Below are 26,724 nucleotides of genomic sequence, written 5' to 3' on the forward strand. Positions count from 1 at the left end.
GTGAGTCAGATGAGATCGAACTTGCTGTCGCGACGGGATCTCGATTTCCTGCTCTACGAGTGGCTGCGGGTCGACGAACTGACCAAGCGTGACCGCTTCGCCGAGCACTCCCGCGAGACGTTCGACGCGGTGCTCGAGCTGTGTGAGCAGTTGGCGACGCGGTATTTCGCACCGCACAACAAGAAGAGCGACGCCAACGAGCCACAGTTCGACGGTGAGAAGGTGACCGTCATCGGTGAGGTCAAGGAGGCGCTGGACGCATTCGCCCAGGCCGATCTCGTGGGCATGGGCATGGACCACGACTTGGGCGGCGCTCAGTTGCCGATGACCGTCGCCCAGGCGGCGTTCGCCTGGATTGCGGCCGCCAACGTCAGCACCTCGGGTTACGTCATGCTCACCATGGCCAACGCGAACCTGCTCGCGAAGTTCGGCACCCCCGAGCAGATCGAGACCTTCGTCAAACCCATGCTGGCCGGGCGGTTCTCCGGAACGATGGCACTGTCCGAGACACAGGCCGGTTCGTCGCTCGCCGACATCCTCACCCGGGCCGAACCGCAGCCCGACGGCACATACCGGCTGTTCGGTTCGAAGATGTGGATCTCCGGCGCCGAGCACGAGCTGACCGAGAACATCGTCAATCTGGTGCTGGCCAAGATCCCGGGCGGACCGGCGGGCACCAAGGGCATCTCGCTGTTCATCGTCCCGAAATATCTTGTCAATGACGATGGTTCGATCGGCGAGCGCAACAACGTCGTCATCGCCGGGCTGAACCACAAGATGGGGCAGCGGGGTATCACCAACACCGTCCTGAACTTCGACGGCGCCGTCGGTTATCTCGTCGGCGAGCCGCACCGCGGCATCACCTACATGTTCACCATGATGAACGAGGCACGCCTCGGCGTAGGTATGGGTGCGGTGGCACTGGGCTACACCGGATACCTCAAGTCGGTGGACTACGCCCGCGAACGTCCACAGGGCAGACCGGTGAAGGCCAAGGACCCGACGACGCCGCAGATCCCGATCATCGAACACGCCGATGTCAAGCGAATGCTGTTGGCGCAGAAGGCGTATGTTGAGGGCGGGATGGCGTTGCTGCTGTACTGCGCCAAGCTCGTCGACGTGCAGCACAGCGCCGAAACCGACGCCGAGCGCGATGCGGCGACGCTGCTGCTCGACATCCTCACGCCGGTCGGGAAGAGCTGGCCGTCGCAGTGGTGCCTGGAGGCCAACAGCCTCGCGATTCAGGTACACGGTGGCTACGGCTATACCCGCGAATACGACGTCGAACAGCACTACCGCGACAACCGGCTGAACGCCATTCACGAGGGCACCCATGGCATTCAGAGCCTCGACCTGCTGGGCCGCAAGGTGACCCAGCGCGGCGGCGCCGGCCTCGCGGCGCTCGGGGCGGCGATTGCTCAGACAGTCGACGCCGCGAACGCCGCGGGCGGGGATGCCGCGCAACTGGCACCTCGGCTCAGTGCACCCTGGGAGCGCCTGGTCGAGGTGACCGCCGCAATGTTCGCGTCCGGCGACATCGACGCCGCGCTGGCCAACAGCGTCGCGTACCTCGAGGCGTTCGGCCACATCGTGGTCGCCTGGATCTGGCTCGAGCAGGTGGTCGCCTGCAACGGCCGCACCGGCGACTTCTACGACGGCAAACGGCAAGCTGCGCGGTACTTCTTCCGGAGCGAACTGCCCAAGACGGGTCCTCAACTCGATCTGCTTGCCGCGTTGGACCGCACCTCGCTGGACATGCGCGACAGCTGGTTCTGACTGGATTTCCCACGGCGGAGTAGGCCGGATCACACAGTCGTGCCGTTTGATCCCCCGGGGTAGTCGGGAAGCCCATATGAATATGCAATCGACACTTGACTCACTTACCGAATGGCTGCTGACGAAGGGCCTGCACATCGCGCTGGTGCTGGTGTTCGCGATCATCGCCACGCGGGTGATCCGGTTCATCGCGCGTCGTATCAGCAAGCGATGGGACAGCGGCGACGCCGCCGACTCGGTGCTGCGACCCGAGAGCGTCAAACACCGCCGGGCGGTTGCCTCGGTGATCTCGTCGGTCGCCATCGCCGTGCTCTACGTCGTCGTCGCCGTCGACATCGCCAATCAACTCGGGCTGCCGATCGGCTCGCTGGTGGCGCCCGCGGCGGTGCTCGGTGCCGCGCTCGGTTTCGGCGCCCAGCGCATCGTGCAGGATCTGCTCAGCGGCTTCTTCCTGATCACCGAGAAGCAGTACGGGTTCGGCGATCTGGTCGCGCTGACCGTGACGGCGGGTGGTGAGGCCCGCGGCACGGTCGAGGACGTGACGCTGCGTGTCACGAAACTCCGCACCAGCGACGGTGAGGTATTCACCGTGCCGAACGGCCAGATCGTCAAATCGCTCAACCTGTCCAAGGATTGGGCGCGCGCGGTGGTCGACGTCCCGGTCCCGACGTCGGCCGACATCAACATCGTCAACGACGCGCTGCGGGAGGTGTCGACCATGGCCATGCACGACGACGGCCTGCCCGAGCTGCTGCTCGACGAGCCGCAACTGATGGGTGTCGAGAGCATCGAGAAGGACACCGTGAACCTGCGCGTGGTGGCACGCACGCTGCCCGGCAAGCAATTCGAGGTGAGTCGTCGTCTGCGCGCCCTGATCGTCTCGGAGCTGCGGCGCGCGGGCGTCGCGGATGCCGAAGCCGCGGCTAGTCGAACAGGATGATCTGCCGCACGGCCTTGCCGTCGGCGAGTTGATCCATGCCGGAGTTGATGTCGTCGAGCGTGATCGTCGCCGACACCAACGACTCGACCGGTAGCCGGCCCGCCCGCCACAGACCGACGAAGTGCGGGATCTCGCGCGCGGGCACGGCAGATCCGAGATAGCTGCCGATCAGCGACCGCCCCTCTGCGACAAAGCCCAACGGCGACAAGTTGACTCGCGCATCCGGGCGGGGGAGTCCGACACAGACGGTGCGGCCGCCCGCAGCGGTGAGGTCCACGGCGGTCTCCACCGCCTGCGCATGCCCGACCGCCTCGATCACGACGGCGGCCTTGAGCCCGGCCTCGCGCGCTTCGTCGGCCGTGTACGCCTCGTGGGCGCCCATGGTGCGGGCCAGCTCGAGCTTGGCGGGTAGCTGATCGACACCGATGACGCGGACATCGTCGTGCGAGAGAGCGGTCAGCACCGCAGCCATGCCCACCCCACCGAGGCCCACGACGATCACGGTTTCACCCGGTCGTGGCCGCCCGGCGTTGATCACCGCGCCGCCGCCGGTCAGAACCGCACAGCCGAGCAGCGCCGCGACCTCCGCGGGTACGTCGGCGGGCACCGGAACGACCGAACGGTGATCGACGACGGCGTGCGTGGCGAAGCCCGAGACGCCGAGGTGATGATTGACCGGCTGACCGTCGCGGGAGAGCCTGCGTTCACCGGTCATCAGGGTGCCGGCCGTATTGGCGGCGGTCCCGGGAATGCACGGGGTGAGCCCGTTGGTGGCGCACGCCTCGCAGGCACCGCACCGCGGCAGGAAGGTCATCACCAGGCGCTGACCGACGGCCGAGTTCGAACCCCCGGGTCCGACCTCCTCGACGACGCCCGCCGCCTCGTGTCCCAACAGCATCGGCACGGGCCGGACTCTGCTGCCGTCGACGACGGACAGGTCGGAATGGCACATTCCGGCGGCTTCGATGCGGACGAGCAGTTCACCCTCGCCCGGGGGAGCCAGGTCGAGGTCGTGCACTACCAGCGGCCTGGTTTCGGCGTACGGCCTTTCGAGCCCGATCTGTTCGAGTACGGCGCCGCTTATCCTCATGACTACAGCCTGCCCGCACTGACGCTGAGTCGACAATCCGCCGGCGAATTCGCATTACGCTGCTGGTGATGCTGGAAAGGTCCGAGATCCGGTTTCTGCCCGTCGGCGGACGCCGGGTGGCGTACGAGGTGCGTGGCAGCGGTCCACCGCTGGTCGCCCCGGCATGGTGGGTCAGTCACCTCGAACTCGACTGGCAGAACCCCGATTTCCGTCGATTCTGGGACGGAATCGCCGAGGGATACACCTTGATCCGGTACGACCGGCTCGGAGTCGGCATGTCGGACCACACGCTGCACGACTCCGACCTGACCCTCGACAGCGAGGTCGCGACGTTGCGCGCGCTCGTCGACGAGCTCGGGCTCGAACGCGTCTCGCTCATCGGCGGCTCGTCCGGGAGCTGCACGGCGGTCGCGTTTGCCGCGGCGTTTCCCGATCGTGTCGAGCGGATGGTGTTGTACGGGTCGTACCCGGATGGAACGGCGATCACGGCGCCTGGGGTCGGCGACGCGATACTGGCTGCGATACAAGCACATTGGGGCTTGGGATCACGCGTGCTCGGCGACATCTTCCTCGGCGGGGCCAACGCTGATGAGCAGGAGCATTTCGGTCGGCTGCAGCGTGAGTCTGCGACGGCCGAGACCGCGGCAGCGGTGTTGGCTCTCGTCTACCGGCTCGATGTTCGAGACCAGCTTCCGCTCGTCCGCGCGCCGACGTGGGTGGTGCATCGCCGTGACGACCGTGCCGTGCCGTACCGACTCGGGCGCGAGGTCGCGGCGGCGATTCCGGGCGCGACATTCATCCCGCTGAAAGGGAGCGCGCACTTCCCGTGGCATGGTGACGCCGATTCCGTTGTTCGCGCATGTCGCGAAGCGCTAGGACCGGCACCGGCGCTGCCACACGCGACGAGTGCGCAGGAGCAGGTCCTGTCGGCTCGTGAGCGCGAAATCCTCTCGTGCATTGCGCGTGGTCTCAGCGATCGCGAAATCGCGGAACACCTCGTGCTCAGCTCGCACACCGTCCACCGTCACGTCGCGAACATCCGCCGCAAGCTGGGCCGCACTTCTCGAACTGCCGCCGTCGCCGAAGCCGCGCGTCTCGGAATCTTGTGACGTGGCCGCAACGGGCCATCTGCACAAGATGGCCGCATCGGGCGATGCGCGCGCCCGGTGGCCGCGCCTAGCTTTGCGGAATGACCGACATCGCCAGCATCAAATCGACTGCGCGGGAGAACCAGCCGTCCGCCGCGTGGCTGCGGATCTTCGCCCTCGTGTATGACCCGTTCCTCTGGCTGGGTGAAACCGCAGGCATGCGTCGACGGCGTGCAGCCTTGCTCGCCGACGCCTACGGTCGCGTCGTTGAGATCGGCTCCGGGACCGGGCTGAACATCGCGCACTATCCCGAGGCGGTCACCGAGCTGCTGCTGACCGAACCCGAGCCGGGAATGCGCAAGAAGCTCTCGCGTCGGACAGACCAAAATCGTTGTGCCACAGAAATTGTCGATGCTCCAGCAGAGCGACTACCATTCGCCGACGCATCAGTGGATACCGTCGTTTCCACGCTCGCCCTGTGCACGGTCGACGACCCCGAAGCTGCGCTGCACGAGATTGCGCGCGTACTCCGGCCCGGCGGCCAGCTGCTGTTCATCGAACATGTGCGGGCGGGCTCGCGGTTGCTGGCGGCGGTCCAGGACAAGCTGGCCGGACCGTGGCGCCACTTCGCAGGTGGCTGCCGCTGCAACCGCGACACCGTCGGGCGGATGCGCGCCTGCGGCTTCACCGTCGCGGCCCAACACGTGGTGTGGCGCGGCATGCCGGCGATCGTCCACCCCCTTGCCATGGGTCGTGCGACACGAGATCACGGGCGCCCGCAGACTGTGAGGTAGCGGCGGCGCCTGCGAGACTGCTGCCATGAAGGAGCGCGAGCTCACCGGTGCCGACTTTCCGGTGCACTGGCCGGTGTCGACGAGGTGGACCGACAACGACATGTTCGGCCACCTCAACAACGCGGTGTACTACGCACTGTTCGACACGGCGATCAACGGCTGGATCAACACCAACTGCGGTATCGACCCGACGGATGTGCCCTGGTTGGGTGTCGTCGCCGAATCGGGTTGCAAGTACTTCGCCGAATTACGGTTCCCTGAACCACTTTTCGTCGGGTTGGCAGTGGCCCGGCTGGGCACCAGCAGCGTGACATACCGAATGGGGTTGTGGCAGGCGGGTGGGCCCGACGCACCCGTCGCGGCGGTCGGCCACTGGGTGCATGTGTACGTCGACCGGGCGAGCCGCCGACCCATGCCGATCCCGGCGGTGATCCGCTCGCTGCTCGAAAAGGCGTGCGTCGACTAGTCGATATGCTCGTGCAATGCCGTTTGTGAGCAAGACCGTCGAGGTCACCGCCCCCGCCGAGGCGATCATGGGGATCGTCGCGGACTTCGAGTCGTATCCGGTGTGGAACGAGGAGATCAAGGGCTGCTGGGTGCTGGCGCGCTACGACGACGGCCGGCCCAGCCAGCTGCGTCTCGACGTTGTCGTCCAGGGGCAGTCTGGCACCTTCATCACCGCGGTCTACTACCCCGACCAGAATCAGATCCAGACAGTGCTGCAGCAGGGTGAGTTCTTCGAGAAGCAGGAGCAGAAGTTCGCGGTCGTCCCGATGGGGGCGACGTCGCTGCTGACGGTCGACCTCGACGTCGAGACCAAACTGCCGATCCCCGCGCAGTTCGTGAAGAAGGCGATCGGCGACACGCTCGATTACCTGGCGGACAATCTGAAGGCCCGCGCCGAGGAACTCACCGCTTGATAGCGGGCCCGAGTGTGGGCTCGTTGCACGCAAATGAGGTGAATTGCGTGCGGGTAACCCACGTTCGCGCCAAGAACTCAGCCCCACAACTTCGTCTCGTCGAGCCGGGCGATCAGCCGCTGCGCGCCGTCGTCGAACTCGCCGCCGGTCAGCCTGACCACCGTCTCGACATCGCCCTTGCGCAGCGCCGCGATCATCGCGCGGTGCGTGGCGATCGCGGAAACCCCCCACTGCGGGCTTTCCGTATAGATGTGGCCTGGCAAATATCGCGCAACATGTAAGAGGAACCACGCGAGCTTGATGCGACCGGTGCATCGGTTGAACGCCCGGTGGAACGCGAACTCCGCGGACGCGATCGCGTCGGGCTCATGGTGGTCGACGGCCTCGGCCAGTGCTTCGTTGAGCTGCTCCAGCTCGGCTATCTGCGCCGGGGTGATCCGCTCGGCCGCCGTCGCCGCCAACTCCCTGGCGATCGTGGCCTGCAACCAAAAGATGTCCTCCACATCGCCGCGGGTCAGGGGAACCACGACGTGACCGCGGTGCGGTTCGAGCGCAACCATGCCCTCGCCGCGCAGGGTGCGTAGCGCCTCGCGGACCGGCGTGATGCTGACGCCCAGCTCAGCGGCGGTCTCATCGAGTCGGATGAAGGTCCCCGGCCGCAGGACACCGGTCATGATGTCGGTGCGCAGCCGGGCGGCCACCTGTTCGGACAGCTGCTCGCGCCGCACCTCGCGTCGGGGCTTCGCCCGTGCTTTCGAGGGTGCGTTCACTGGCTCTCCGGTCCGTCTGGCATAGGGTTGTACCCGAGCCGCCGAGGCCATACTGTGACCGGGGCAACACCAAATCTGATCAAATATCCTTGATCAAATACGAACGCAGCGCAACCGGGCCGGTGGGCCCCAGCTTGGGAGGGGAGGGGACACTCGCCGTTGACATCGCCTTCGATGCCCGCCCCGACTGAACAGCCCTACCTCGCACGACGGCAGAACTGGACCAACCAGCTCGCGCGGCACGCCTTGATGCAGCCCGGCGAAACCGCCCTGCGTTTCCTCGGCCGCACCACGACCTGGGGTGGACTCGATAGCCGCGTCACCGCCCTCGCAGGTGCCCTGAGCAGGCGCGGAGTCCAATTCGGCGACCGCGTACTGATCTTGATGCTCAATCGCACCGAGTTCATCGAGTCGTTCCTCGCGATCAACAAACTCGGCGCCATCGCCGTGCCGGTCAACTTCCGGATGACCCCGCCCGAGATCGCCTTCCTGGTCAGCGATTGTCAGGCCGAGGTCGTCATCACCGAATCGGTGCTCGCCAATGTGGCGACCGCGGTCCGCGACATCGATCCGACGCTGACGACTGTCGTGGTGGCCGGCGGCACCACCGAAGAAGGCCTCATCGGCTACGACGACCTGATCGCCGAAGCGCGCGACGCGCCATCGGGCCTCGACATCCCCGACGACTCGCCTGCGCTGATCATGTACACCTCGGGAACCACCGGCAGGCCCAAGGGCGCGGTGCTCACCCACCACAACCTCGCCGGGCAGGCGATGACGTTCCTGTTCACCAACGGCGCCGATCTCAACAACGACGTCGGCTTCGTCGGGGTGCCGCTGTTCCACATCGCGGGCATCGGGAACATGATCATCGGCCTGCTGCTCGGCAGGCCGACGGTGCTCTACCCGCTGGGCGCGTTCGACCCGGGCGCACTGCTCGACGTCCTCGACGCCGAAGCTGTGACGGGCATCTTCCTGGTGCCAGCGCAATGGCAGGCGGTCGTCGCCGAGCAACGCGTGCGTCCGAGGAACCTGAAGCTGCGGGTCCTCTCGTGGGGTGCCGCACCGGCCTCGGATACATTGCTGCGCAGCATGTCTGAGACTTTCCCCGGGACACAGATCCTCGCCGCCTTCGGCCAGACCGAGATGTCGCCGGTGACGTGCATGCTGTTGGGCGACGACGCGATCCGCAAGCTGGGTTCGGTCGGCAAGGTTATTCCGACGGTGTCCGCGCGCGTCGTCGACGAGGACATGAACGACGTCGAGATCGGCCAGGTCGGCGAAATCGTCTATCGCGCACCCACGCTGATGGCCGGCTACTGGAACAACCCCAAGGCCACCGCCGAAGCCTTCGCAGGCGGCTGGTTCCATTCCGGCGATCTCGTCCGTCAGGACGACGAGGGCTACATCTGGGTGGTGGACCGCAAGAAGGACATGATCATCTCCGGCGGTGAGAACATCTACTGTGCCGAGGTCGAGAATGTCCTGGCCGCGCATCCCTCGATCGCCGAGGCGGCCGTGATCGGCCGCGCGGACGACAAGTGGGGTGAGGTGCCGGTGGCCGTGATCGCGCTCGGCGGCGACGGTGATCTCGGGCTCGCGGACCTCGAGAAATTCCTGTCCGAACGCCTCGCCAGATACAAGCATCCGAAGGCGCTGGAGATAGTCGACGCGCTCCCCCGCAACCCTGCTGGCAAAGTACTCAAAACGGAACTACGGGTGCGTTTCGGCGGCGGAAAGCAGATTGACGCAGGCGAAAGTGGTGCTCCCCCAACGGTTTCTGCTGGCGCACAAAAGGTTTAGGGAATTGGGACGGATTTGCTAACGGTTAAGGACACAATCTTCCAGATGCCATGCAACGCGGGGATGGCATCGGGTACAGTCCTGTGGTCTGTCTTACTACTGGCGAGTAGGGAGACGCTGGTCACAGTCAGCGGGTCGGGGCAAGGAGGCCGCGTGCGACAGGATTTGCCGTCGCGCCACGATGGGCGGGGTCTCGTCGTAGGAGGATGTCGGTGACGGCGTCGACCGACATGGTCGGTTACGTCCGCGACCAGATTCGGCCAGGTCTGACTGCGGTCGGCGGATTCGTGCGGATGTGCGTGCTCACCGCCAAAGCGACTTTCAAGCCGCCGTTCCAGTGGCGCGAGTTCATCCTCCAGAGCTGGTTCCTGATGCGGGTGGCGTTCCTGCCGACCGTCGCGGTGTCCATCCCGCTGACCGTGCTCCTCATCTTCACGCTCAACATCCTCTTGACCGAGTTCGGCGCGGCCGATATCTCCGGGGCGGGTGCCGCGCTGGCCGCCGTCACCCAGCTCGGGCCGCTGGTGACCGTGCTGGTGGTGGCCGGCGCCGGCTCGACGGCCATCTGTGCCGACCTCGGCGCCCGCACCATCCGCGAGGAGATCGACGCTCTCGAGGTGCTCGGCATTGACCCGATCCAGCGCCTGGTGGTCCCACGCGTGATCGCCTCGACGTTCGTCGCGCTACTGCTCAACGGGGCCGTGATCACCATCGGTCTGGTCGGCGGCTTCATCTTCGGCGTCTACCTGCAGAACGTCTCCGCGGGCGCCTACGTCTCCACTCTCACCCTCGTCACCGGCCTGCCCGAGGTGCTGATCTCCGTCGTGAAGGCCATGACCTTCGGTCTGATCGCCGGTTTGGTCGGGTGCTACCGCGGCCTCACGGTCGCCGGTGGCGCCAAGGGTGTGGGTACCGCGGTCAACGAGACGCTGGTGCTGTGCGTCATCGCCCTGTTCGCGGTGAACGTGGTGCTGACCACGATCGGTGTCCGATTCGGAACGGGGAGCTGACGTGTCGACAACCCAGGTCCTGCGTTCTCGGTTCCCGCGGGCGGTCTCTCGCGGAACCGGTGTCGTCATGGCCCCGGCGCGATTCCTGGACAGCGTCGGACACGTCGCGTGGTTCGTCGTCACCGCCATCGGCTCGATCGGCCACGCGCTGCGCTACTACCGCAAGGAGACACTGCGGCTGATCGCCGAGATCGGCATGGGTACCGGCGCGATGGCCGTCATCGGCGGCACCGTCGCGATCGTCGGGTTCGTCACGCTGTCGGGCTCATCGCTGGTCGCGATCCAGGGCTTCGCATCGCTGGGCAACATCGGTGTCGAGGCGTTCACCGGCTTCTTCGCCGCTCTGATCAACGTCCGCATCGCCGCACCCGTCGTCGCGGGTCAGGCGCTGGCCGCCACGGTCGGTGCCGGCGCGACCGCCGAACTCGGCGCCATGCGAATCAGCGAAGAGATCGACGCCCTCGAGGTGATGGGCATCAAATCGATCTCGTACCTGGTGTCGACGCGCATCATGGCCGGCTTCATCGTGATCATCCCGCTGTACGCGATGGCGATCATCATGAGCTTCCTGTCGGCCCAGGTGACCACGACGTTCTTCTACGGACAGTCGATCGGCACCTACGAGCACTACTTCCGGACATTCCTGCGTGCCGACGACGTCATGTGGTCATTCGTTCAGGCGATCGTCATCTCGGTCATCGTGATGCTCAACCACTGCTACTACGGCTATTTCGCCAGTGGCGGGCCGGTGGGCGTCGGCGAGGCCGTCGGCCGCTCGATGCGCGCCTCTCTGGTCGCGATCGTCTGTGTGGTCCTGTTCGCATCGTTGGCGCTCTACGGCGTCGACCCGAACTTCAATCTGACGGTGTAGCGCCATGACCGCACCCCTGAATACGCCCCGCACCCCGCCGTACAAGCTGGCTGGGCTGGTGTTGACGCTGTTGACGATCGCCGCCGTGGTGCTGGTTTACTTCCAGTTCCGCGGGGACTTCCTGCCGCGCGAGCAGCTGACGATGATGTCGGCGCGCGCCGGTCTGTCGATGGACCCCGGCGCCAAGGTCACCTACAACGGTGTCGAGATCGGCCGGGTGGCCACCGTCAACGCGGTGGACGTCGACGGTGAGCCGAGGGCCAAGATCGTCCTGGACGTCGACCCCAAGTACATCAATCTGATTCCGAAGAACGTCACCGCCGACATCAGCGCGACCACGGTTTTCGGCAACAAGTACATCTCGTTCACGTCGCCGAAAGACCCGTCACCACAACGGATCACGCCGTCGGACGTGATCGACGTGACGAAGGTGACCACCGAGTTCAACACCCTGTTCGAGACGGTCGTGGAGGTCTCGTCTCAGGTGGATCCGATCAAGCTGAATCAGACGCTGGCGGCCACCGCGGAGGCGCTCGACGGTCTGGGTGACCGCTTCGGTCAGTCGATCATCAACGGCAACGCGATCCTCGACGACATCAATCCGCAGATGCCCCAGCTCCGTCGGGACAACCAGCTGCTGGCCGATCTCGGCGAGGTCTACGCCGACGCGGCACCGGATCTGTTCGACGGCCTGCAGAACGCCGTGACCACGGCCCGCACGCTCAACCAGGAGCAGGGCACCATCGACCAGGCGCTGATGGCGGCCGTCGGTTTCGGCAACACCGGAGCCGACGTTTTCGAGCGCGGCGGCCCGTACCTGGTGCGCGGCGCGGAGGATCTGATCCGCCCGTCGGAGATCCTCGACGAGTACAGCCCGGCGCTGTTCTGCACGATCCGCAATTTCCACGACGTCGAACCCAAGGTGGCGGCGTCATTGGGCGGCAACGGCTATTCGCTGCGGACGCTGTCGGCACTCATGGGTCTCGGTGCAGGCAACCCCTACGTCTATCCAGACAACCTGCCACGCGTGAATGCCAGGGGCGGCCCCGAGGGCAAACCCGGCTGCTGGCAACCGATTACGCGCGACCTATGGCCGGCACCACACCTCGTGATGGACACCGGTGCGTCGATCGCGCCGTACAACCACTTCGAGCTGGGCCAGCCGCTCCTGATCGAGTACGTCTGGGGACGCCAAATCGGGGAGAACACGATCAACCCATGAAAATCACCGGTACAGCCATCAAGCTCGGCGCCTTCTCCCTGGTGCTGCTGCTGTTCACCGCGATCATCATCGTGGTGTTCGGGCAGATGCGTTTCGACCGCACCACCGGCTACTCGGCGGTGTTCTCCAACGCCAGCGGGCTCCGCGCCGGACAGTTCGTTCGTGCGTCGGGTGTGGAGGTCGGCAAGGTCTCCAAGGTCGAACTCATCAACGACGGCTCGCAGGTTCGGGTCGACTTCGATGTGGACCGATCACTGCCGCTGTTCGACGGCACCACCGCCTCGATCCGCTATCTGAACCTGATCGGCGACCGGTACATGGAGCTCAAGCGCGGCGAGAGCGACAAGCGGCTGCCCGGCGGGGGCACCATCCCGGTCACGCAGACCGAACCCGCCCTCGACCTCGACGCGTTGATCGGCGGATTCCGCCCGGTGTTCCGGGCCCTTGATCCGGACAAGGTCAACACCATCGCCGAGTCGATCATCACAATCTTCCAGGGCCAGGGCGGCACCATCAACGACATTCTCGACCAGACCGCAGCGCTGACGTCGACGCTGGCCGACCGTGACCAGGCGATCGGAGAGGTGATCAAAAACCTCAACACCGTGCTCGACACCACGGTCAAGCACCAGCAGCAGTTCGACGAGACCGTGCAGAATTTCGAGACCCTGATCACGGGGCTGAACGACCGCGCCGATCCCATCGCGTCATCGGTGGCCGACATCAGCGACGCCGCGGGCACCATCGCGGATCTGTTGGCGGACAACCGACCGCTGCTGCAGAGCACCGTCGGTCATCTCGAGGCGGTTCAGCAGCCGCTCGTCGACCAGCGGGACAAGCTGAACGACATCCTGACCAGGCTGCCCACCGCGTTCAAGATCATCGGCCGGGCCGGCGGCATCTACGGTGACTTCTTCAACTTCTATTCCTGCGACATCTCGATCCGGATGAACGGGCTGCAGCCCGGCGGTCCGATACGCACCGTCAAACTCTTCAGCCAGCCGTCGGGTAGGTGCACGCCGCAATGAGAACCCTGGAGGGATCGAACCGCGTCCGTAACGGGCTGATGGGCATTCTCGTCCTCATCCTGGTCATCGGTGTCGGGCAAAGTTTTGCCAGCGTCCCGATGCTGTTCGCGACACCCACGTACTACGCAGAGTTCTCCGACACCGGTGGCCTCAACAACGGCGACAAGGTGCGCATCGCGGGTGTGGATGTCGGTGTGGTGCGCAGCGCGGAGATTGCCGGTGACAAGGTGCTGATCGGCTTTTCGCTGGACGGTACGCAGATCGGCACCGAGAGCCGGGCGGCCATCCGCACCGACACCATCCTCGGCCGCCGCAATATCGAGATAGAACCGCGCGGCTCAGAACCGTTGAAAGCCAACGGGACTCTGCCGCTGGGTCAGACCACGACGCCGTATCAGATCTACGACGCGTTCTTCGACGTGACCGAAGCATCCTCGGGCTGGGACACCCAGACCGTGAAGAGGTCGCTGAATGTCTTGTCGGAGACCATCGATCAGACCTATCCGCACCTGTCCGCCGCACTCGACGGCGTGGCGCGGTTCTCCGACACCATCGGCAAGCGCGACGACCAGATCAAGCAGCTGCTGGCCAATGCGAACCAGATCGCCGGAATCCTCGGCAACCGCGGCGACCAGATCAACAAGCTGTTGGTCAACGCCCAGCAGTTGCTCGGTGCGATCAACGAACGCCAGTACGCGGTCAGCATGCTGCTCGAACGCGTCGGCTCGTTCTCCGAACAGGTCAAGGGATTCATCGACGACAACCCGAACCTGAACCGCGTGCTCGAACAACTGCGCGTGGTCAGCGATGTCCTGTCCGAGCGCCGGTTCGACCTGATGGACACGCTCACCACGGTCGCCAGCTTCGTGGCGTCCCTCGGTGAAGCCGTCGCGTCGGGTCCCTACTTCAAGGTGATGCTCGTCAACCTGCTGCCCGGCCAGATCCTGCAGCCGTTCGTCGACGCCGCGTTCAAGAAGCGCGGAATCGACCCCGAGAAGTTCTGGGGCGACGCGGGTCTGCCCGCTTGGCGGTTCCCGGATCCGAACGGGGCCCGATTCCCGAACGGCGCTCCGGCGCCCGGGCCGGCCGTCCTGGAGGGCACGCCGGAGAACCCGGGACCCGGCGTGCTGAAGGGTGCGCCATGCTCGTATACGCCGGCGCCCGACGGGATCCCGACCCCGGGCAATCCGCTGCCGTGTGCGAATCTGTCGATCGGGCCGTTCGGTGGACCCGCGTACGGTCCGCCCAACGTCGTCACGTCCGACCCCAACGTGCACGGCCCGCAGCCGTCGCCGGGTGTGCCGGCCGCCGCGATTCCCGGTCAGGTGTCGCCGGATATGCCCGGTGCCCCCGCCCCGCTGCCGCCTGCTCCGCCGGGCGCTCGCACGGTTCCGGTGGGACCGCAGCCTCCGCTGCCGCCGGACTTCACGCCGGGTATCGCTCCGCTGCCGCCGGCACTGACCGGACCGCCACCGCCGCCGGGACCCGGGCCGAACCTGCCGCCGGCCGGAGAGCCGCCACTGCCGGGCAACCCGCCGTTCCTTCCACCACTTTCACAGGGCCAGTAGGGGGTGTAACCGATGGCAACGATCTTCAACGTACGAAACATGCAGCTGCCGAAGGTATCCCGTGCTGCCGTCATCGTCGGCACGATCATCGTGATCCTGGCGCTGGTGGCCGCCATCGTCGGGTGGAACCTGTACAAGAAGTTGACGACCAACACCGTCGTCGCCTACTTCCCGGAGACGCTGGCGCTGTATCCCGGCGACAAGATCCAGATCATGGGCGTCAAGGTCGGCACGATCGAATCGATCGATCCGGCCGGCGACAAGATGAAGGTCACCTTCAACTACGACAACGGTTTCAAGGTCCCGGCCAACGCCACGGCGTCGATCCTCAACCCCAGCCTGGTCGCCTCGCGGACCATCCAGTTGTCACCGCCCTACACAGGGGGACCGGTGATGGAGGATGGCGCCGTCATCGACATCGACCGCACCCAGGTGCCGGTGGAGTACGACGAACTGCGCGACTCCATCAACCGCATCCTGCGCGACCTGGGCCCCACACCGGAACAACCGAAGGGACCGTTCGGCGACATCATCGAGTCGGCGGCCGACGGCTTCGCGGGCAAGGGTGAGCAGCTCAACAAGACCCTGAACGGTTTGTCCGAGGCGCTGTTCACGCTCAACGAAGGCCGCGGCGACTTCTTCGGCGTGGTCAAGAGCCTGGCGTTGTTCGTCAACGCGCTCTACCAGAGCGATCAGCAGTTCGTCGCGCTCAACGACGACCTGGCCACGTTCACCAATGCGTTCACCAACACCGACCGCGAGGTCGCCAACGCGCTACAGGACCTCAACACACTGTTGGCGACCACCCGCAGCTTCCTCGACGAGAACGCCGAGGTGCTGACGCACGACATCAACAACCTCGCCGACGTGACGAACGCTATCCTGCAACCCGACTCGAAGGACGGGTTGGAGACCGCGTTGCACGTGTTCCCGAACCTCGGCGCCAACCTGATGAACATCGTCTCGCCGGTCACGGGCGGTGTGAATAGCTTCCCGGTGATCAACAACTTCGCCAACCCGATCCAGTTCGTCTGCAGCTCGATTCAGGCGGGCAGCCGGCTGGGATATCAAGAGTCGGCCGAGATGTGCGCACAGTACCTCGCGCCGATTCTGGACGCGATCAAGTTCAATTACCTGCCGTTCGGCATCAACCAGACCACGACGGCGATGACCCTGCCCAAGCACATCGCCTACTCGGAGCCCAGGCTCCAGCCGCCACCGGGGTACAAGGACACCACCGTGCCGGGCATCTGGTCGCGCGACACCTTGTTCTCGCACGGCAATCACGAGCACGGCTGGGTGACGGCGCCCGGTATGCAGGGCGTCGACGTGCAGCCGTTCACCAAGAACATGATGTTCCCCGAATGCCTCGCGGAACTGATGGGCGGACCCGACTGCGTGATCCCGCCCGCGCCGCCCACCTTCGGTGGCCCGCATCAGACCGGCCCGCCGAACGCGTACACCGAGAACACTCCGCTGCCACCGCCGTGGTATCCGCAGCCTGGTCCGGTGCCCGGCCCGGCTCCGGGGGTGGTCCCGGGTGATCCGGGCAGTGCGGCGATGACAGGTCCGCTGCCCTTCCCGGGATCCGGACCAGCACCAGCCCCGGCAGCGGCGCCCGCGCCGGTCGGACCGCCACTACCCGCTGAGGCAGGCTGATGATGACCCGTGGCAGATGGAGTCGAATCGCGCTACGCACCGTTGCGCTGGTGGCGATCGCGTTGACGCTGAGTTCGTGCGGGGTGTGGCCGTGGCGCGGCATCGCCAACGTCGAGCTGCCCGGCGGTCCCGGTACCGGCTCGGAGCGGATGACGATCTATGTCCAGATGCCGGACACGTTGGCACTCAACGTCAACAGCCGCGTCCGAGTGGCCGACGTGTTCGTCGGCCGGGTGCGGTCGATCGAGCTGAAGAACTGGGTGGCGACGCTGACCCTGGACCTGGAGCCCAACCTCGGGCTGCCGTCCAACGCGCTGGCCAGGATCGGCCAGACCAGCCTGCTCGGCAGCCAGCACGTCGAGCTGGAGCCGCCGCCGGATCCGTCGGGCGAACCGCTGCGAACGGGCGACACGATTCCGTTGAAGAACAGCACGGCGTTCCCGAGCACGGAGCGGGTGCTGGCGAGCATCGCCACGATCCTGCGCGGCGGCGGTGTGTCGAACCTCGAGACGATTCAGACCGAGATCTTCAACGTGCTGAACGGCCGGGCCGACCAGATCCGCGAGTTCCTCAACAAACTCGACACGTTCACCGATGAACTGAACAAGCAGAGCCAGGACATCACCCGCGCGATCGACTCCACCAACCGGTTGCTGTCCATCGTGGCTCAGCGCAATGACACGCTGGATCAGGTGCTGACCGAATTCCCGCCGCTGATCAAGCATTTCGCGGATACGCGCGATCTGTTCGCCGATGCGGTGGAGGCGCTGGGCCGGGTCAGCCTTGCCGCGGACAACGCGCTGGCGCCCGCGAGCGACAACCTGAACACCAACCTGGGCAACCTGCAGCGGCCGCTGAAGCAGTTGGGCCGGGCGTCCCCGTATGTCATCGGCGCGCTCAAGCTGATGCTCACCGCGCCGTTCTCGATCGAGAACGTGCCGAAGGTCATCCGCGGCGACTATCTGAACGCATCGCTGATGGTCGACCTGACGCTGTCGGCACTCGACAACGCCGCCTTGTCAGGCACGGGTGTCTCGGGCATGCTGCGCGCACTCGAGCAGTCCTGGGGCCGCGATCCGGCGACGATGATCCCGGATGTCCGCTTCACGCCGAACCCACACAACGCGCCGGGCGGCCCACTGGTCGAAAGGGGTGAGTGAGCAGTGCTGACCAGATTCATCAAATTTCAGTTGGTGCTGTTCACCATCCTGACGGTCATCGCCATCACGGTGTTGGGGTGGTACTACCTGCGGATACCAAGCCTGGTCGGCATCGGGCAGTACGAACTTCACGCGCAGCTGCCCCGCTCTGGTGGTCTGTACGCCACGGCCAACGTGACCTACCGCGGCACCCAGATCGGCAAGGTCACCAGTGTCGTGCCCACCGAGAACGGCGCACGCGCGACGATGAGCATCGACGACCGGTACAAGATCCCCGCGGATGCGTCGGCCAACGTGCACTCGGTGTCGGCGATCGGCGAGCAGTACCTGGACCTGGTGTCGACGGGCAATCCCGGCCAGTACCTCAGCCCGGGGTCGACCATCACCGATAGCACCGTGCCGAGCGAGGTCGGTCCCGCGCTGGACGCGGCCAACGAGGGTCTCGCGGTACTGCCCAAGGAGAAGATCGACGCACTGCTCACCGAAACGTCGAACGCCGTAGGCGGTTTGGGGCCGGCGCTGCAAAGGCTGGTCGACTCGACCACCAACCTGGCGCAGGGCTTCAAGGACAACCTGCCTGAGGTCAACGACATCATCGCCAACTCGGCGCCGATCCTGGACAGCCAGGTTCAGTCCGGCGACAACATCGAGGCGTGGTCGCAAAACTTGAACGTCATCGCTTCGCAGACCGCGGAGCAGGATGCCGCGCTGCGTAGTGGCATCCAGGACGCCGCGCCGACGCTCGATCAGGTGAACATGGTGTTCAGCGACGTGCGGGATTCACTGCCGCAGACGCTGGCGAACCTGTCGATCGTCATCGACATGCTCAAGCGCTACAACAAGGGTCTGGAGCAGACGCTGGTGATTTTGCCGCAGGGCGCGTCGGTCGCCCAGGCCGGAACGCTGTTCGAAGACCTCGGTCAGCTGCCGCTCGTACTGGCGATCAACCAACCGCCGCCGTGTCTCACGGGATTCCTGCCGGCGTCGGAGTGGCGTTCGCCGGCGGACACGAGCATGGCGCCGTTGCCCAAGGGCACCTACTGCAAGATCCCGAAGGACTACCAGGGCAACGTCGTTCGTGGCGCACGCAACTACCCGTGCGTGGACGTGCCGGGCAAGCGCGCGGCCACACCGATGGAATGCCGCAGTCCCGAACCGTACGTGCCGCTGGGCACCAACCCGTGGTACGGCGATCCGAACCAGATTCTGTCCTGCCCGGCGCCGGGTGCCCGTTGTGATCAGGGCGTCAACCCGGGACGCGGTGTCATCCCGGCCCCGACCGTCAACAACGGTGTGAATCCGGCGTCTGCCGACGTACTGCCTCCGCCGCAGTCGACGGCGCCGATCAGTGACCCGCTCAGCCCCCCTGGCCAGGGCAGCGTCACCTGCAGTGGACAGCAGCCCAACCCGTGCATCTACACTCCGGCACCAGGGCCCCCGGGCTCCACGGCCGTCTACAGCCCGTCCAGCGGCCAGGTCGTGGGACCGGACGGCGTCAGGTACAACGTCACAAATTCGAGCAACCCAGGAGACGACGGATGGAAGGAGATGCTGGCACCAGCCAGCTGAACCCCACCGATGCTGATGAGGCGCTCGACGAGTCGTTAGCAGTAGAACCCGATAACGAAGAATCCGCCGACGATCGCTGCCCCGCGCGGCTTGGCCGCGGCTGGGTTGCCGCGATCTGCGCCGGACTGTTGGTGCTCGCCGGGGCCGGCGCGGTGGCGGGCTTTCTCTTGCTGAAGGCGAACCAGCAGAGCGAGCAGGCTGCGCGCGAGGAAGCCGCTGCCCTGCAGGCAGCCCGCGATTGTGTGGCCGCCACGCACGCGCCCGATGTGACGGCGATGAGCGCGGCACAGTCGAAGATCATCGAATGTTCGACGGGTGATTTCGGTGCGCAGGCCAGCCTTTACAGCGGGGTCCTGGTCGACGCCTACCAGGCCGCCAATGTGACCGTGCAGGTGTCCGACATGCGCGCCGCGGTGGAACGGCACAACGACGACGGATCCTTTGAGGTCCTGGTCGCGGTGCGGGTGAAGGTGACCAACTCCGAGGCCGCCGACCAGGAGCAGGGCTACCGGCTGCGGCTGCAGATGGCGCCGGCCGACGGCACCTACAAGATCGCACAGCTGGACCAGGTCACCTCGTGACAGCTGTACTGGACACTGTGGACTCGTCGCAGACCGAGGTGGAGGCCGGACCGTCGCTGGCGTCCTGGCCGGCACGGGCGGGTGCGATCGCCATCGACGTCCTCCTCGGGGTTGCGGTGATCGCGACCATGGCGGTGTCGGCGTGGAGCGCACCGTGGCTCGGCTGGTTGTGGTGGGTGTACGTCGCGACGGCGGCGGGTGTGATCGTCGCGATGGCGGTCAACCGGCTGCTGCTACCGACGATCACCGGCTGGAGCCTGGGCCGAGCGGTCTTCGGCATCGCGGTTCGCACCCAAGACGGTGCCGCTCCCGGCGTGCTGCGCCTGGTCGGCCGGGATCTGGTGCACGTGCTGGACACCGCGGCGCTGTTCGTCGGCTGGTTGTGGCCGCTGTGGGACGGCAGGCGCCGCACGTTCGCCGACCTGTTGCTGCGCACCGAGGTGCACAATGCCGAACGGCCACAACGTGATACGCGCAGACCCGCGGCAGTCGCGCTGATCGTGGCGACGGTGCTGTGCGCGGTGGCCGTCGGCTTGGGTTACCTCGTGGTGTACCGACCGGAACGGGCGGTCGACGTCGCCCGGCAGCAGATCGCCGAGCAGGGTCCCCGGATCGTCGAACAGATGCTCAGCTACAACAGCGAGTCACTGCAACAGGACTTCTCGCATGCGCAGTCGCTGACGACGGACAGCTATCGCGACCAGTTGATCGCGCAACAGCAGCTCGTGCTGCAGTCGGGTGCTACGTCGAACGAGTACTTCGCGGTCAGCAGCGCCGTGCTGTCGGCGACGGCCGAGCAGGCCTCGATGTTGATCGCGCTGCAGGGGCAGCGCGGCACCGATCCGAAGGACTTGAAGTTCATCACCGCGACGCTGCGGGTGGAGTTCGAGAAGGCAGCTGACGGCCAGTGGAAGGTCGCCAATCTCGTCGTGCTGAAGAAGCCGCAGATGAATGCGCCGGGCCAATGAGCCCGCGGCGCAGAATCGAGGCCGACGAGCCCGACTTCTTCGAGGTGAAACCGGACCCACCGCGGCGATGGGGCCTGCCGCTCATCGCCGCCCTGGCATCGGTATTGATCGCCGCGGCGCTCACGGCTGGCACCCTGATGCTCGTCAGCCACCGGGCCGACGTCCGCAACACCGCCGACAACGCCCAGGTTCTGGACTACGTACAGGCGTTCATGACGTCCTACACCACGTTGGACCCGTTCAACGCCAACGCCTATACCGACCGGATTCTGGCGCAGGGCACCGGCGAGTTCGCGAGCATGTTCAAGGAGAAGCAAAACGAGATCCTGATCCAGGTCGCACAGGCCGAACCGACCACGGGTTCCGTGGTCGCCGCGGGCGTACAGCGGTGGAACGACAACGGAAGCGCCGACGTGCTGGTCGCGACGAAGATCACGTCCAAGTCGCCGGACGGAAAGTCGACGATCGAAAGCGGAAACCGTTGGGTCGCGACCGCCATCAAGGAAGGACAACAGTGGAAGATCAGCCAGCTGATCCAGGTGATCTGACCACCGAAGCGGATGCACCGGCCGAACCACGCCGCAGCCGGTTCTCGCTACGGCGCCGCCCGAAAACGCCTGAGCTCCAGACCGTTACCGAGCCCGTCGAGCCCGTCGATGCGGACGAGCCCGCCGAGGCGCCGCGCACCCCCGTGGGCAAGAAGCGGCGCACTCCCAAAGCGGAAGCGGGGGAAGACGATTCCGAAGGTGTGCAGACACCGGAACCCGTGGAGGATACCGAGCTGCCTGAGTCGGAGGATGACACCGAACCGGCCGGCGAATCCGACGACGACCGGATTCTGGTGCCGCACCGTCCCGCCGGGAAGCGACTGCTCATCGCGGCCACCGCCGCAGCAGCGCTCTTCGTTGCGGCCGGCGCCTTCGCGGGTGCCACGGTCCAGCCCTATCTGGCCGAACGCGCGACCGTCGACACGAAGCTCGACGTCGCCCGCACCGCGGCCAGCGCGATCTCCACGCTGTGGACCTATACGCCCGACAACATGGAAGCGCTTCCGGACCGCGCCGAGGTCTTCCTCGGTGGCGACTTCGCCGACGAATACCGCAAGTACATCGACGCGATCGTCGCACCCAACAAGCAGGCCCAGGTCACCAACACCACCCAGGTGATGGGCGCCGCCGTGGAATCGCTGTCCGCCGATGAAGCCACCGCGATCGTGTACACCAACTCGGTGGCGACCAGCCCGGTGACGAAAAACATTCCCTCGCTGCGGTATCTGTCCTATCGGCTGACAATGGAGCGCGATCACGCGAAGTGGTTGATCACCAAGATGTCCACCGTGACATCGTTTGACCTCACACCGCAGTTGTAGGACGGGCCATCCGCAGACCGTGGCCGTCGAATCACCGGTGTCCGACCGGCTCACCCACGTCGCGCTGCTGTTGTTGACCTTCGCAACGGGCCTCGTCGACGCGGTCAGTGTGCTGGAACTCGGCCATGTGTTCGTGGCGAACATGACGGGCAACGTCATCTTCCTCGGTCTCTGGTTGGCCCCGCGCACGGTCGTTGACGTGACCGCCGCGTTGGTCGCGCTCGTCTGCTTCGTGGCCGGCGCGGTGTTCGGCGGCCGGTTGGCCCGCCACCTCGACCGCGAAGTGCACCGTTGGCTCGGCATCACGCTCTCACTGGAAGTCGTGATGCTCGTGACGCTGTCGATCCTCGCGGGAACCGGGGTTCTGGACTACCGCGACCACACGAAGCTGTTCCTGATCGCGGGGTTGGCCATCGCGTTCGGCATCCAGAACTCCACCGCGCGGCAGTTCGGTATTCAAGAGCTGTCCACCACGGTGCTGACGACGACGATCTCCGGTCTCGGCTTCGACAGCCGGCTGGCGGGCGGCACCGGTGACCGCGAAAAGCTGCGCTACGGCGTGGTATTCACCATTGTCGCCGGTGCGACGCTGGGTGCGACGTTGACTCGATTCGCGGTTGCACCCGTGATCACCCTGGCGGCCGCTCTGGTGGCGACCAGTGCGGCCATCTTCTGGTTCGGGCCCCGCCGCCACCCGTGCGGCCATGAGTAGCAGAGCGCTCGGCGGCGTGCTCCTCCTTCCCGGGGGCAAGCCGCAGAGCGATGAAACGTCGCGCGCACGGCAGCTCGCCAACCTGAGGATGGACTGGTTGGCGCTGGCACTTCGGCACAGGCTCGGCAGCGGTGTCCGGTTGCACCGTGTGCAGTACCGCCTGCGGGGGTGGAATGGCGCCCGGCGAGATCCCGTACCCGATGCCCAGGCGGAGCTCGACCGCATGCTCGCCGATGTCGACCGGCGCCGGGTCGTTCTCGTCGGCCATTCGATGGGCGGACGGGTCGCCGCCCACCTGAGCGCCGGCTCCGACATCGGCGGCGTGGTGGCACTGGCCCCATGGTGGCCGCGAGACGATGCCGACCTCGTGCCCGTCGGTTGTCGGCTCCTGGTCGTCCACGGCACCGGCGATACGCGGACCGATCCGCGCGCGTCGCGGGAGCAGACCCTGCGGGCCAGGGATCGCGGTGTCGACGCCGAATGGGTCGGCATCCCCAACGCCGGGCATTACCTACTCAGCGACTGGAGTCGGTGGCATCGGTTGACGGCGCAGTTTGTCGAACAACAAATTTCCTAACGTTTGCAAGTACTCGCGCAAGTGGGTGTTTAACCGCATTGACCGGTGGAAACTCCGGTTTGCGGAGGTGGGGGCTCGTGATTCGAATGATCGGTGTGTTGGGTGGATTGGTTGGTGCGGCCGTACTGTCGGCGCCCACGGCGACTGCGGACGAGGGGGAGTACTTGGCGAAGCTGCAGGACAGTTACGAATTCCTGACCCCGCAGCAGTTGCTGGCCGAGGGCGAAAGGGTGTGCGCCGCCGAACGCGCCGGCGTGCTTTCACCCGATAAGACCGCGATGGTGATGAACGACCTGGCGGTCGGTACCAACACGGCGCTCGAGATCGTCAGCGCCGCCGAGTGGGAGCTTTGTTGAGTCGGTGGCATCAGCTCCGGGAGTGACTAGTCTCGGCGTATGCCAACAGCACTCGTCACCGGCGCTTCCCGGGGGATCGGCAAGGGGATCGTCGAGCATCTGGCCGCCCGCGGCTGGGACGTCATCGCTGGTGTCCGCAGCCAGCGGGACGCCGATGCGGTAACCAAGCTCGACCCGCAGCGGGTTTCGTCGGTGATCCTCGATGTCACCTCCGCCGATGACATTGCCGCGCTCGACCAATCGCTGCCCGAACAGCTGGATGCCGTCGTCAACAACGCCGGCATCGCCGTCGGCGGAGCGATGGAGACCCTGAGCCCCGACGAGTGGCGAAAGCAGCTGGAGATCAACGTCATCGGGGCGCTGGCTGTCACCCAGGCGGTCCTGCCTCGGCTTCGGAAATCCCGCGGACGTGGCGTGTTCATCTCGAGCGTCAACGGCCGATTGTCCATGCCGCTGATCGGCGCCTACGCGGCGAGCAAATTCGCGCTGGAGGCGGCGGCCGATGCGCTGCGAATGGAGCTGAATCCCTGGAAGATCCGCGTCATCGTCGTCGAGCCGGCGCAGACCGACACCGACATGTGGCGTACCGCCGACGCGATGGTGGAAGACCTGGAGGCCGGCCTGACCCCGGAGCACCGCGGTCTCTACGCCAAGCACATCGCGGGCTTCAAGAAGATGATCCCGGTGTCGCAGAAGATCGCGGTGCCGACGGAAAAGGTGTCCGCAGTCGTCGAAGAAGCGCTCACCGCGAAGCGGCCACGCGCCCGCTACATCGTCGGACTGGTGCCCAAGGCGCAGGTGGCCTTGATGAGCGTGATGCCGACGAAGATGCGTGACATCGCGCTGCGGAAGGTTTCCGGCCAACCCTGAGATGCGGACCTTCGTCAAGCGCAATCCCGGCGCGCCGACGGGCTTCTTCGCGTGCGAAGCTGCGGGGCTGCAATGGCTTTCGTCCGCCGACGGCGGGGTGCCGTGCGCCGAGGTCGTCGACTATGACGATGGGGCGCTCACCTTGGGACGGCTCGACACCGTAGCGCCCGACCGTGACACCGCCCGCGAGTTCGGTAGGCGATTGGCGTGCACGCACGACGCGGGCGCCGATGCGTTCGGCGTCGGGCCCCCCGGTTGGCCGGAGCCGGGTTTCTTCGGACCGCTGCACCATCCTCTGCCGATGTCGCTGACCGCACACGACTCGTGGGGGACCTTCTACGCCCGTGAACGGTTGATACCCATGTCGGAGCGCGCGGCGGACCGGCTCAGCGCGTCGATCCGGCGGGACATCGATGCGGTGATCGCGCACTGTGAGAACGGGCGATTCGACGACCACGATCCGCAGGCCCGTCTGCACGGTGATCTGTGGAGCGGCAACGTGATGTGGACGCCGGACGGCGTCGTCCTGATCGACCCCGCGGCCCACGGCGGTCACCGCGAGACCGATCTCGCGATGCTCGCGCTGTTCGGTTGTCCGCACTTCGAGGCGGTCATCGACGGCTACGAGTCACAGCGGAGGTTGTCCGAGGGTTGGCGCGACCGGGTCGGCCTGCACCAGTTGTATCCGCTGCTGGCCCACGTCGTGCTGTTCGGCGGCAGCTATGCCGAGCAGACCGGGCAGGCGGCGCGCAGCGCGCTGAATGCCCGGTGCTAGACGGTATAGGTGACCCTTGGCGTTCGTTGGGGGTTGCGGGCCGGGGCCCCACTCACCCATGTTCGTGGGTTACCGAGTAGGTAGCCGCCTGCTCGGTCTATCCGACAGTGGTGGGAGGCCCCGGTGTTTACAGAGCGTACGAGTGTTGGGCTGGACGTGCACGCACGTTCAGTCGCGGCGGCGGCAATTGACGGCGTCACCGGTCAGGCGCGTCAGACCCGGTTGACCCCGTCGTATGAGCACATTCGATCGTGGTTATCGGAGCTGCCGGGTCCGGTAGCGGTGGCCTATGAAGCCGGACCGACGGGTTTCGGGTTGTACCGGGCCTTGACCGAGGCGCGCATCCGATGCGAGGTCGTCGCGCCGTCGAAACTGCAGCGACCCTCCGGTGATCGGGTGAAGACCGATGCCCGAGATGCGCTGCATTTGGCTCGCTTGCTGCGTCTGGACGAGGTCACGTCGGTGTCGATTCCGAGTGTGGAGCAGGAGGCAGCCCGCGATCTGGTGCGCGCTCGGGAGGACTGCCGCGGCGATTTGATGCGAGCGCGTCATCGGCTCTCCAAGCTGCTGCTGCGCCACGGCATCGTCTACTACGGGGGCAGGGCGTGGACCGGTGCGCACGATCGGTGGCTGAGTTCCCAGGCGGCACCGCGGTTGAGTGCGCCGGCGACGCGGATGGCCTTTGACGCCGACTATGACCAGGTGTTGACGATGCAGGCCCGGCGCGCGCGCCTGGACACGGCGATCGAGGAGATGGCCGCCGATAGTGAGTTCACCCCGATCGTGCGCCGGGTGTCGTGTCTTCGAGGGATCAGCACGTTGACCGGATTCGCGTTGGCGGTGGAGATCGGCGACTGGCATCGGTTTACTGGCAACACGATTGGTTCGTTCGTCGGGTTAACGCCATCGGAGTCCTCGTCGGGTTGCTCGCGAGCGCAGGGCCCGATCACCAAGACCGGCAACACTCATGTGCGCCGGTTGCTGGTCGAGGCAGCCTGGCATCACCGGCCCCGGTATCACGTGGGTGTGGCGATGCGGTCGCGGTGGGACCAGGCTTCGCCGGCTGCCCGCGCTCGCGGAGACCTGGGCAATCGCCGCTTGCACGGCAGGTGGGTGGGCTTCCTCGAACGTCGTAAACGATCGACAGTGGCCAATGTGGCCATCGCACGCGAACTGGCAGGCTGGTGCTGGTCGCTGGCGGTCATGGACGACTGATCGCCACCTGATCTGTTTCCTCTCCGAGTCTGG

General features: G+C 66.0%; 27 protein-coding genes. 25 read left to right on the forward strand and 2 right to left on the reverse strand.

Going from position 1 to position 26,724, the window contains the following annotated elements; genetic code table 11:
- Positions 1 to 9: 9 nt before the first annotated feature.
- The gene (locus M1248_RS15990) at positions 10 to 1,776 is read left to right on the forward strand and encodes an acyl-CoA dehydrogenase (protein WP_317149015.1); all 1,767 of its coding nucleotides are present in this window, start codon (positions 10 to 12) and stop codon (positions 1,774 to 1,776) included.
- Between the two features lie 82 nt (positions 1,777 to 1,858).
- The gene (locus tag M1248_RS15995; protein WP_317149016.1) at positions 1,859 to 2,716 is read left to right on the forward strand and encodes a mechanosensitive ion channel family protein; all 858 of its coding nucleotides are present in this window, start codon (positions 1,859 to 1,861) and stop codon (positions 2,714 to 2,716) included.
- Here the strand turns inward: M1248_RS15995 and M1248_RS16000 are convergent.
- A complete protein-coding gene (locus M1248_RS16000) occupies positions 2,700 to 3,806 on the reverse strand; it encodes an alcohol dehydrogenase catalytic domain-containing protein (RefSeq protein WP_317149017.1) in 1,107 nt (368 codons plus the stop codon). The genes M1248_RS15995 and M1248_RS16000 overlap by 17 nt on opposite strands.
- A gap of 68 nt (positions 3,807 to 3,874) precedes the next feature.
- Between M1248_RS16000 and M1248_RS16005 the strand changes: the two genes are divergently transcribed.
- The 4 genes from M1248_RS16005 (at position 3,875) to M1248_RS16020 (ending at position 6,608) form a co-directional block, all read left to right on the forward strand.
- On the forward strand, positions 3,875 to 4,915 hold the full coding sequence (locus M1248_RS16005) for an alpha/beta fold hydrolase (RefSeq protein WP_317149018.1): 1,041 nt from the start codon (positions 3,875 to 3,877) through the stop codon (positions 4,913 to 4,915).
- A gap of 80 nt (positions 4,916 to 4,995) precedes the next feature.
- Complete coding sequence (locus tag M1248_RS16010) at positions 4,996 to 5,688, forward strand: class I SAM-dependent methyltransferase (RefSeq protein WP_317149019.1); 693 nt, start codon at positions 4,996 to 4,998, stop codon at positions 5,686 to 5,688.
- A gap of 25 nt (positions 5,689 to 5,713) precedes the next feature.
- The gene (locus M1248_RS16015) at positions 5,714 to 6,154 is read left to right on the forward strand and encodes a thioesterase family protein (protein WP_317149020.1); all 441 of its coding nucleotides are present in this window, start codon (positions 5,714 to 5,716) and stop codon (positions 6,152 to 6,154) included.
- 16 nt (positions 6,155 to 6,170) lie between these two features.
- Positions 6,171 to 6,608 carry an SRPBCC family protein gene (locus tag M1248_RS16020; protein WP_317149021.1) on the forward strand — a complete coding sequence of 146 codons (438 nt, stop codon included), beginning with the start codon at positions 6,171 to 6,173 and terminating at the stop codon, positions 6,606 to 6,608.
- Between the two features lie 77 nt (positions 6,609 to 6,685).
- Here M1248_RS16020 and M1248_RS16025 read toward each other — a convergent pair whose 3' ends face one another.
- Positions 6,686 to 7,378 carry a GntR family transcriptional regulator gene (locus M1248_RS16025; protein WP_317149022.1) on the reverse strand — a complete coding sequence of 231 codons (693 nt, stop codon included), beginning with the start codon at positions 7,376 to 7,378 and terminating at the stop codon, positions 6,686 to 6,688.
- Positions 7,379 to 7,552: 174 nt separating this feature from the next.
- On the opposite strand from M1248_RS16025, the gene fadD5 reads away from it, so the two are divergent.
- The 19 genes from fadD5 to M1248_RS16120 all read left to right on the forward strand — a co-directional run bounded on the left by fadD5 (position 7,553) and on the right by M1248_RS16120 (position 26,691).
- Positions 7,553 to 9,181: a fatty-acid--CoA ligase FadD5 gene (gene fadD5 / locus M1248_RS16030; RefSeq protein ID WP_317149023.1), complete on the forward strand. Its 1,629-nt coding sequence runs from the start codon at positions 7,553 to 7,555 to the stop codon at positions 9,179 to 9,181.
- A 212-nt stretch (positions 9,182 to 9,393) separates the two neighbouring features.
- Entirely contained in the window at positions 9,394 to 10,191 is a 798-nt protein-coding gene (locus M1248_RS16035) for an ABC transporter permease (RefSeq protein WP_317149024.1), read from the forward strand.
- A gap of 1 nt (position 10,192) precedes the next feature.
- On the forward strand, positions 10,193 to 11,062 hold the full coding sequence (locus tag M1248_RS16040; protein WP_317149025.1) for an ABC transporter permease: 870 nt from the start codon (positions 10,193 to 10,195) through the stop codon (positions 11,060 to 11,062).
- A 4-nt stretch (positions 11,063 to 11,066) separates the two neighbouring features.
- Positions 11,067 to 12,284: an MCE family protein gene (locus M1248_RS16045; RefSeq protein WP_317149026.1), complete on the forward strand. Its 1,218-nt coding sequence runs from the start codon at positions 11,067 to 11,069 to the stop codon at positions 12,282 to 12,284.
- Positions 12,281 to 13,312: an MlaD family protein gene (locus tag M1248_RS16050; RefSeq protein ID WP_317149027.1), complete on the forward strand. Its 1,032-nt coding sequence runs from the start codon at positions 12,281 to 12,283 to the stop codon at positions 13,310 to 13,312. The genes M1248_RS16045 and M1248_RS16050 overlap by 4 nt, the downstream gene beginning before the upstream one ends.
- Entirely contained in the window at positions 13,309 to 14,880 is a 1,572-nt protein-coding gene (locus tag M1248_RS16055) for an MCE family protein (RefSeq protein ID WP_317149028.1), read from the forward strand. Before M1248_RS16050 ends, M1248_RS16055 begins: the two co-directional genes overlap by 4 nt.
- 12 nt (positions 14,881 to 14,892) lie before the next feature.
- Positions 14,893 to 16,539, forward strand: coding sequence for a virulence factor Mce family protein (locus M1248_RS16060; RefSeq protein WP_317149029.1), 1,647 nt, complete (start codon positions 14,893 to 14,895; stop codon positions 16,537 to 16,539).
- Complete coding sequence (locus M1248_RS16065; RefSeq protein ID WP_317149030.1) at positions 16,539 to 17,699, forward strand: virulence factor Mce family protein; 1,161 nt, start codon at positions 16,539 to 16,541, stop codon at positions 17,697 to 17,699. The genes M1248_RS16060 and M1248_RS16065 overlap by 1 nt, the downstream gene beginning before the upstream one ends.
- A 3-nt stretch (positions 17,700 to 17,702) precedes the next feature.
- Positions 17,703 to 19,268, forward strand: a complete 1,566-nt coding sequence (locus tag M1248_RS16070) for an MCE family protein (protein ID WP_317149031.1) — start codon at positions 17,703 to 17,705, stop codon at positions 19,266 to 19,268.
- The gene (locus M1248_RS16075; RefSeq protein ID WP_317149032.1) at positions 19,238 to 19,849 is read left to right on the forward strand and encodes a hypothetical protein; all 612 of its coding nucleotides are present in this window, start codon (positions 19,238 to 19,240) and stop codon (positions 19,847 to 19,849) included. Before M1248_RS16070 ends, M1248_RS16075 begins: the two co-directional genes overlap by 31 nt.
- A complete protein-coding gene (locus M1248_RS16080) occupies positions 19,846 to 20,817 on the forward strand; it encodes an RDD family protein (protein WP_317149033.1) in 972 nt (323 codons plus the stop codon). Before M1248_RS16075 ends, M1248_RS16080 begins: the two co-directional genes overlap by 4 nt.
- A complete protein-coding gene (locus M1248_RS16085) occupies positions 20,814 to 21,365 on the forward strand; it encodes a mammalian cell entry protein (protein WP_317149034.1) in 552 nt (183 codons plus the stop codon). Before M1248_RS16080 ends, M1248_RS16085 begins: the two co-directional genes overlap by 4 nt.
- A complete protein-coding gene (locus M1248_RS16090; protein WP_317149035.1) occupies positions 21,332 to 22,186 on the forward strand; it encodes a mammalian cell entry protein in 855 nt (284 codons plus the stop codon). The genes M1248_RS16085 and M1248_RS16090 overlap by 34 nt, the downstream gene beginning before the upstream one ends.
- Before the next feature lie 19 nt (positions 22,187 to 22,205).
- Positions 22,206 to 22,898: a YoaK family protein gene (locus tag M1248_RS16095; RefSeq protein WP_317149036.1), complete on the forward strand. Its 693-nt coding sequence runs from the start codon at positions 22,206 to 22,208 to the stop codon at positions 22,896 to 22,898.
- Entirely contained in the window at positions 22,891 to 23,475 is a 585-nt protein-coding gene (locus M1248_RS16100; RefSeq protein WP_317149037.1) for a dienelactone hydrolase family protein, read from the forward strand. The genes M1248_RS16095 and M1248_RS16100 overlap by 8 nt, the downstream gene beginning before the upstream one ends.
- An 86-nt stretch (positions 23,476 to 23,561) precedes the next feature.
- Positions 23,562 to 23,831: a hypothetical protein gene (locus M1248_RS16105; protein WP_317149103.1), complete on the forward strand. Its 270-nt coding sequence runs from the start codon at positions 23,562 to 23,564 to the stop codon at positions 23,829 to 23,831.
- A gap of 39 nt (positions 23,832 to 23,870) precedes the next feature.
- Positions 23,871 to 24,701, forward strand: coding sequence for an SDR family NAD(P)-dependent oxidoreductase (locus tag M1248_RS16110; protein ID WP_317149038.1), 831 nt, complete (start codon positions 23,871 to 23,873; stop codon positions 24,699 to 24,701).
- A 1-nt stretch (position 24,702) separates the two neighbouring features.
- Positions 24,703 to 25,476 carry a fructosamine kinase family protein gene (locus M1248_RS16115; RefSeq protein WP_317149104.1) on the forward strand — a complete coding sequence of 258 codons (774 nt, stop codon included), beginning with the start codon at positions 24,703 to 24,705 and terminating at the stop codon, positions 25,474 to 25,476.
- Positions 25,477 to 25,599: 123 nt separating this feature from the next.
- A complete protein-coding gene (locus tag M1248_RS16120; RefSeq protein WP_317149039.1) occupies positions 25,600 to 26,691 on the forward strand; it encodes an IS110 family transposase in 1,092 nt (363 codons plus the stop codon).
- The last annotated feature ends 33 nt before the right edge of the window (positions 26,692 to 26,724 follow it).

This window comes from Mycobacterium sp. 29Ha, from assembly GCF_032883055.1.
Classification (GTDB): Bacteria; Actinomycetota; Actinomycetes; order Mycobacteriales; family Mycobacteriaceae; genus Mycobacterium; species Mycobacterium gallinarum.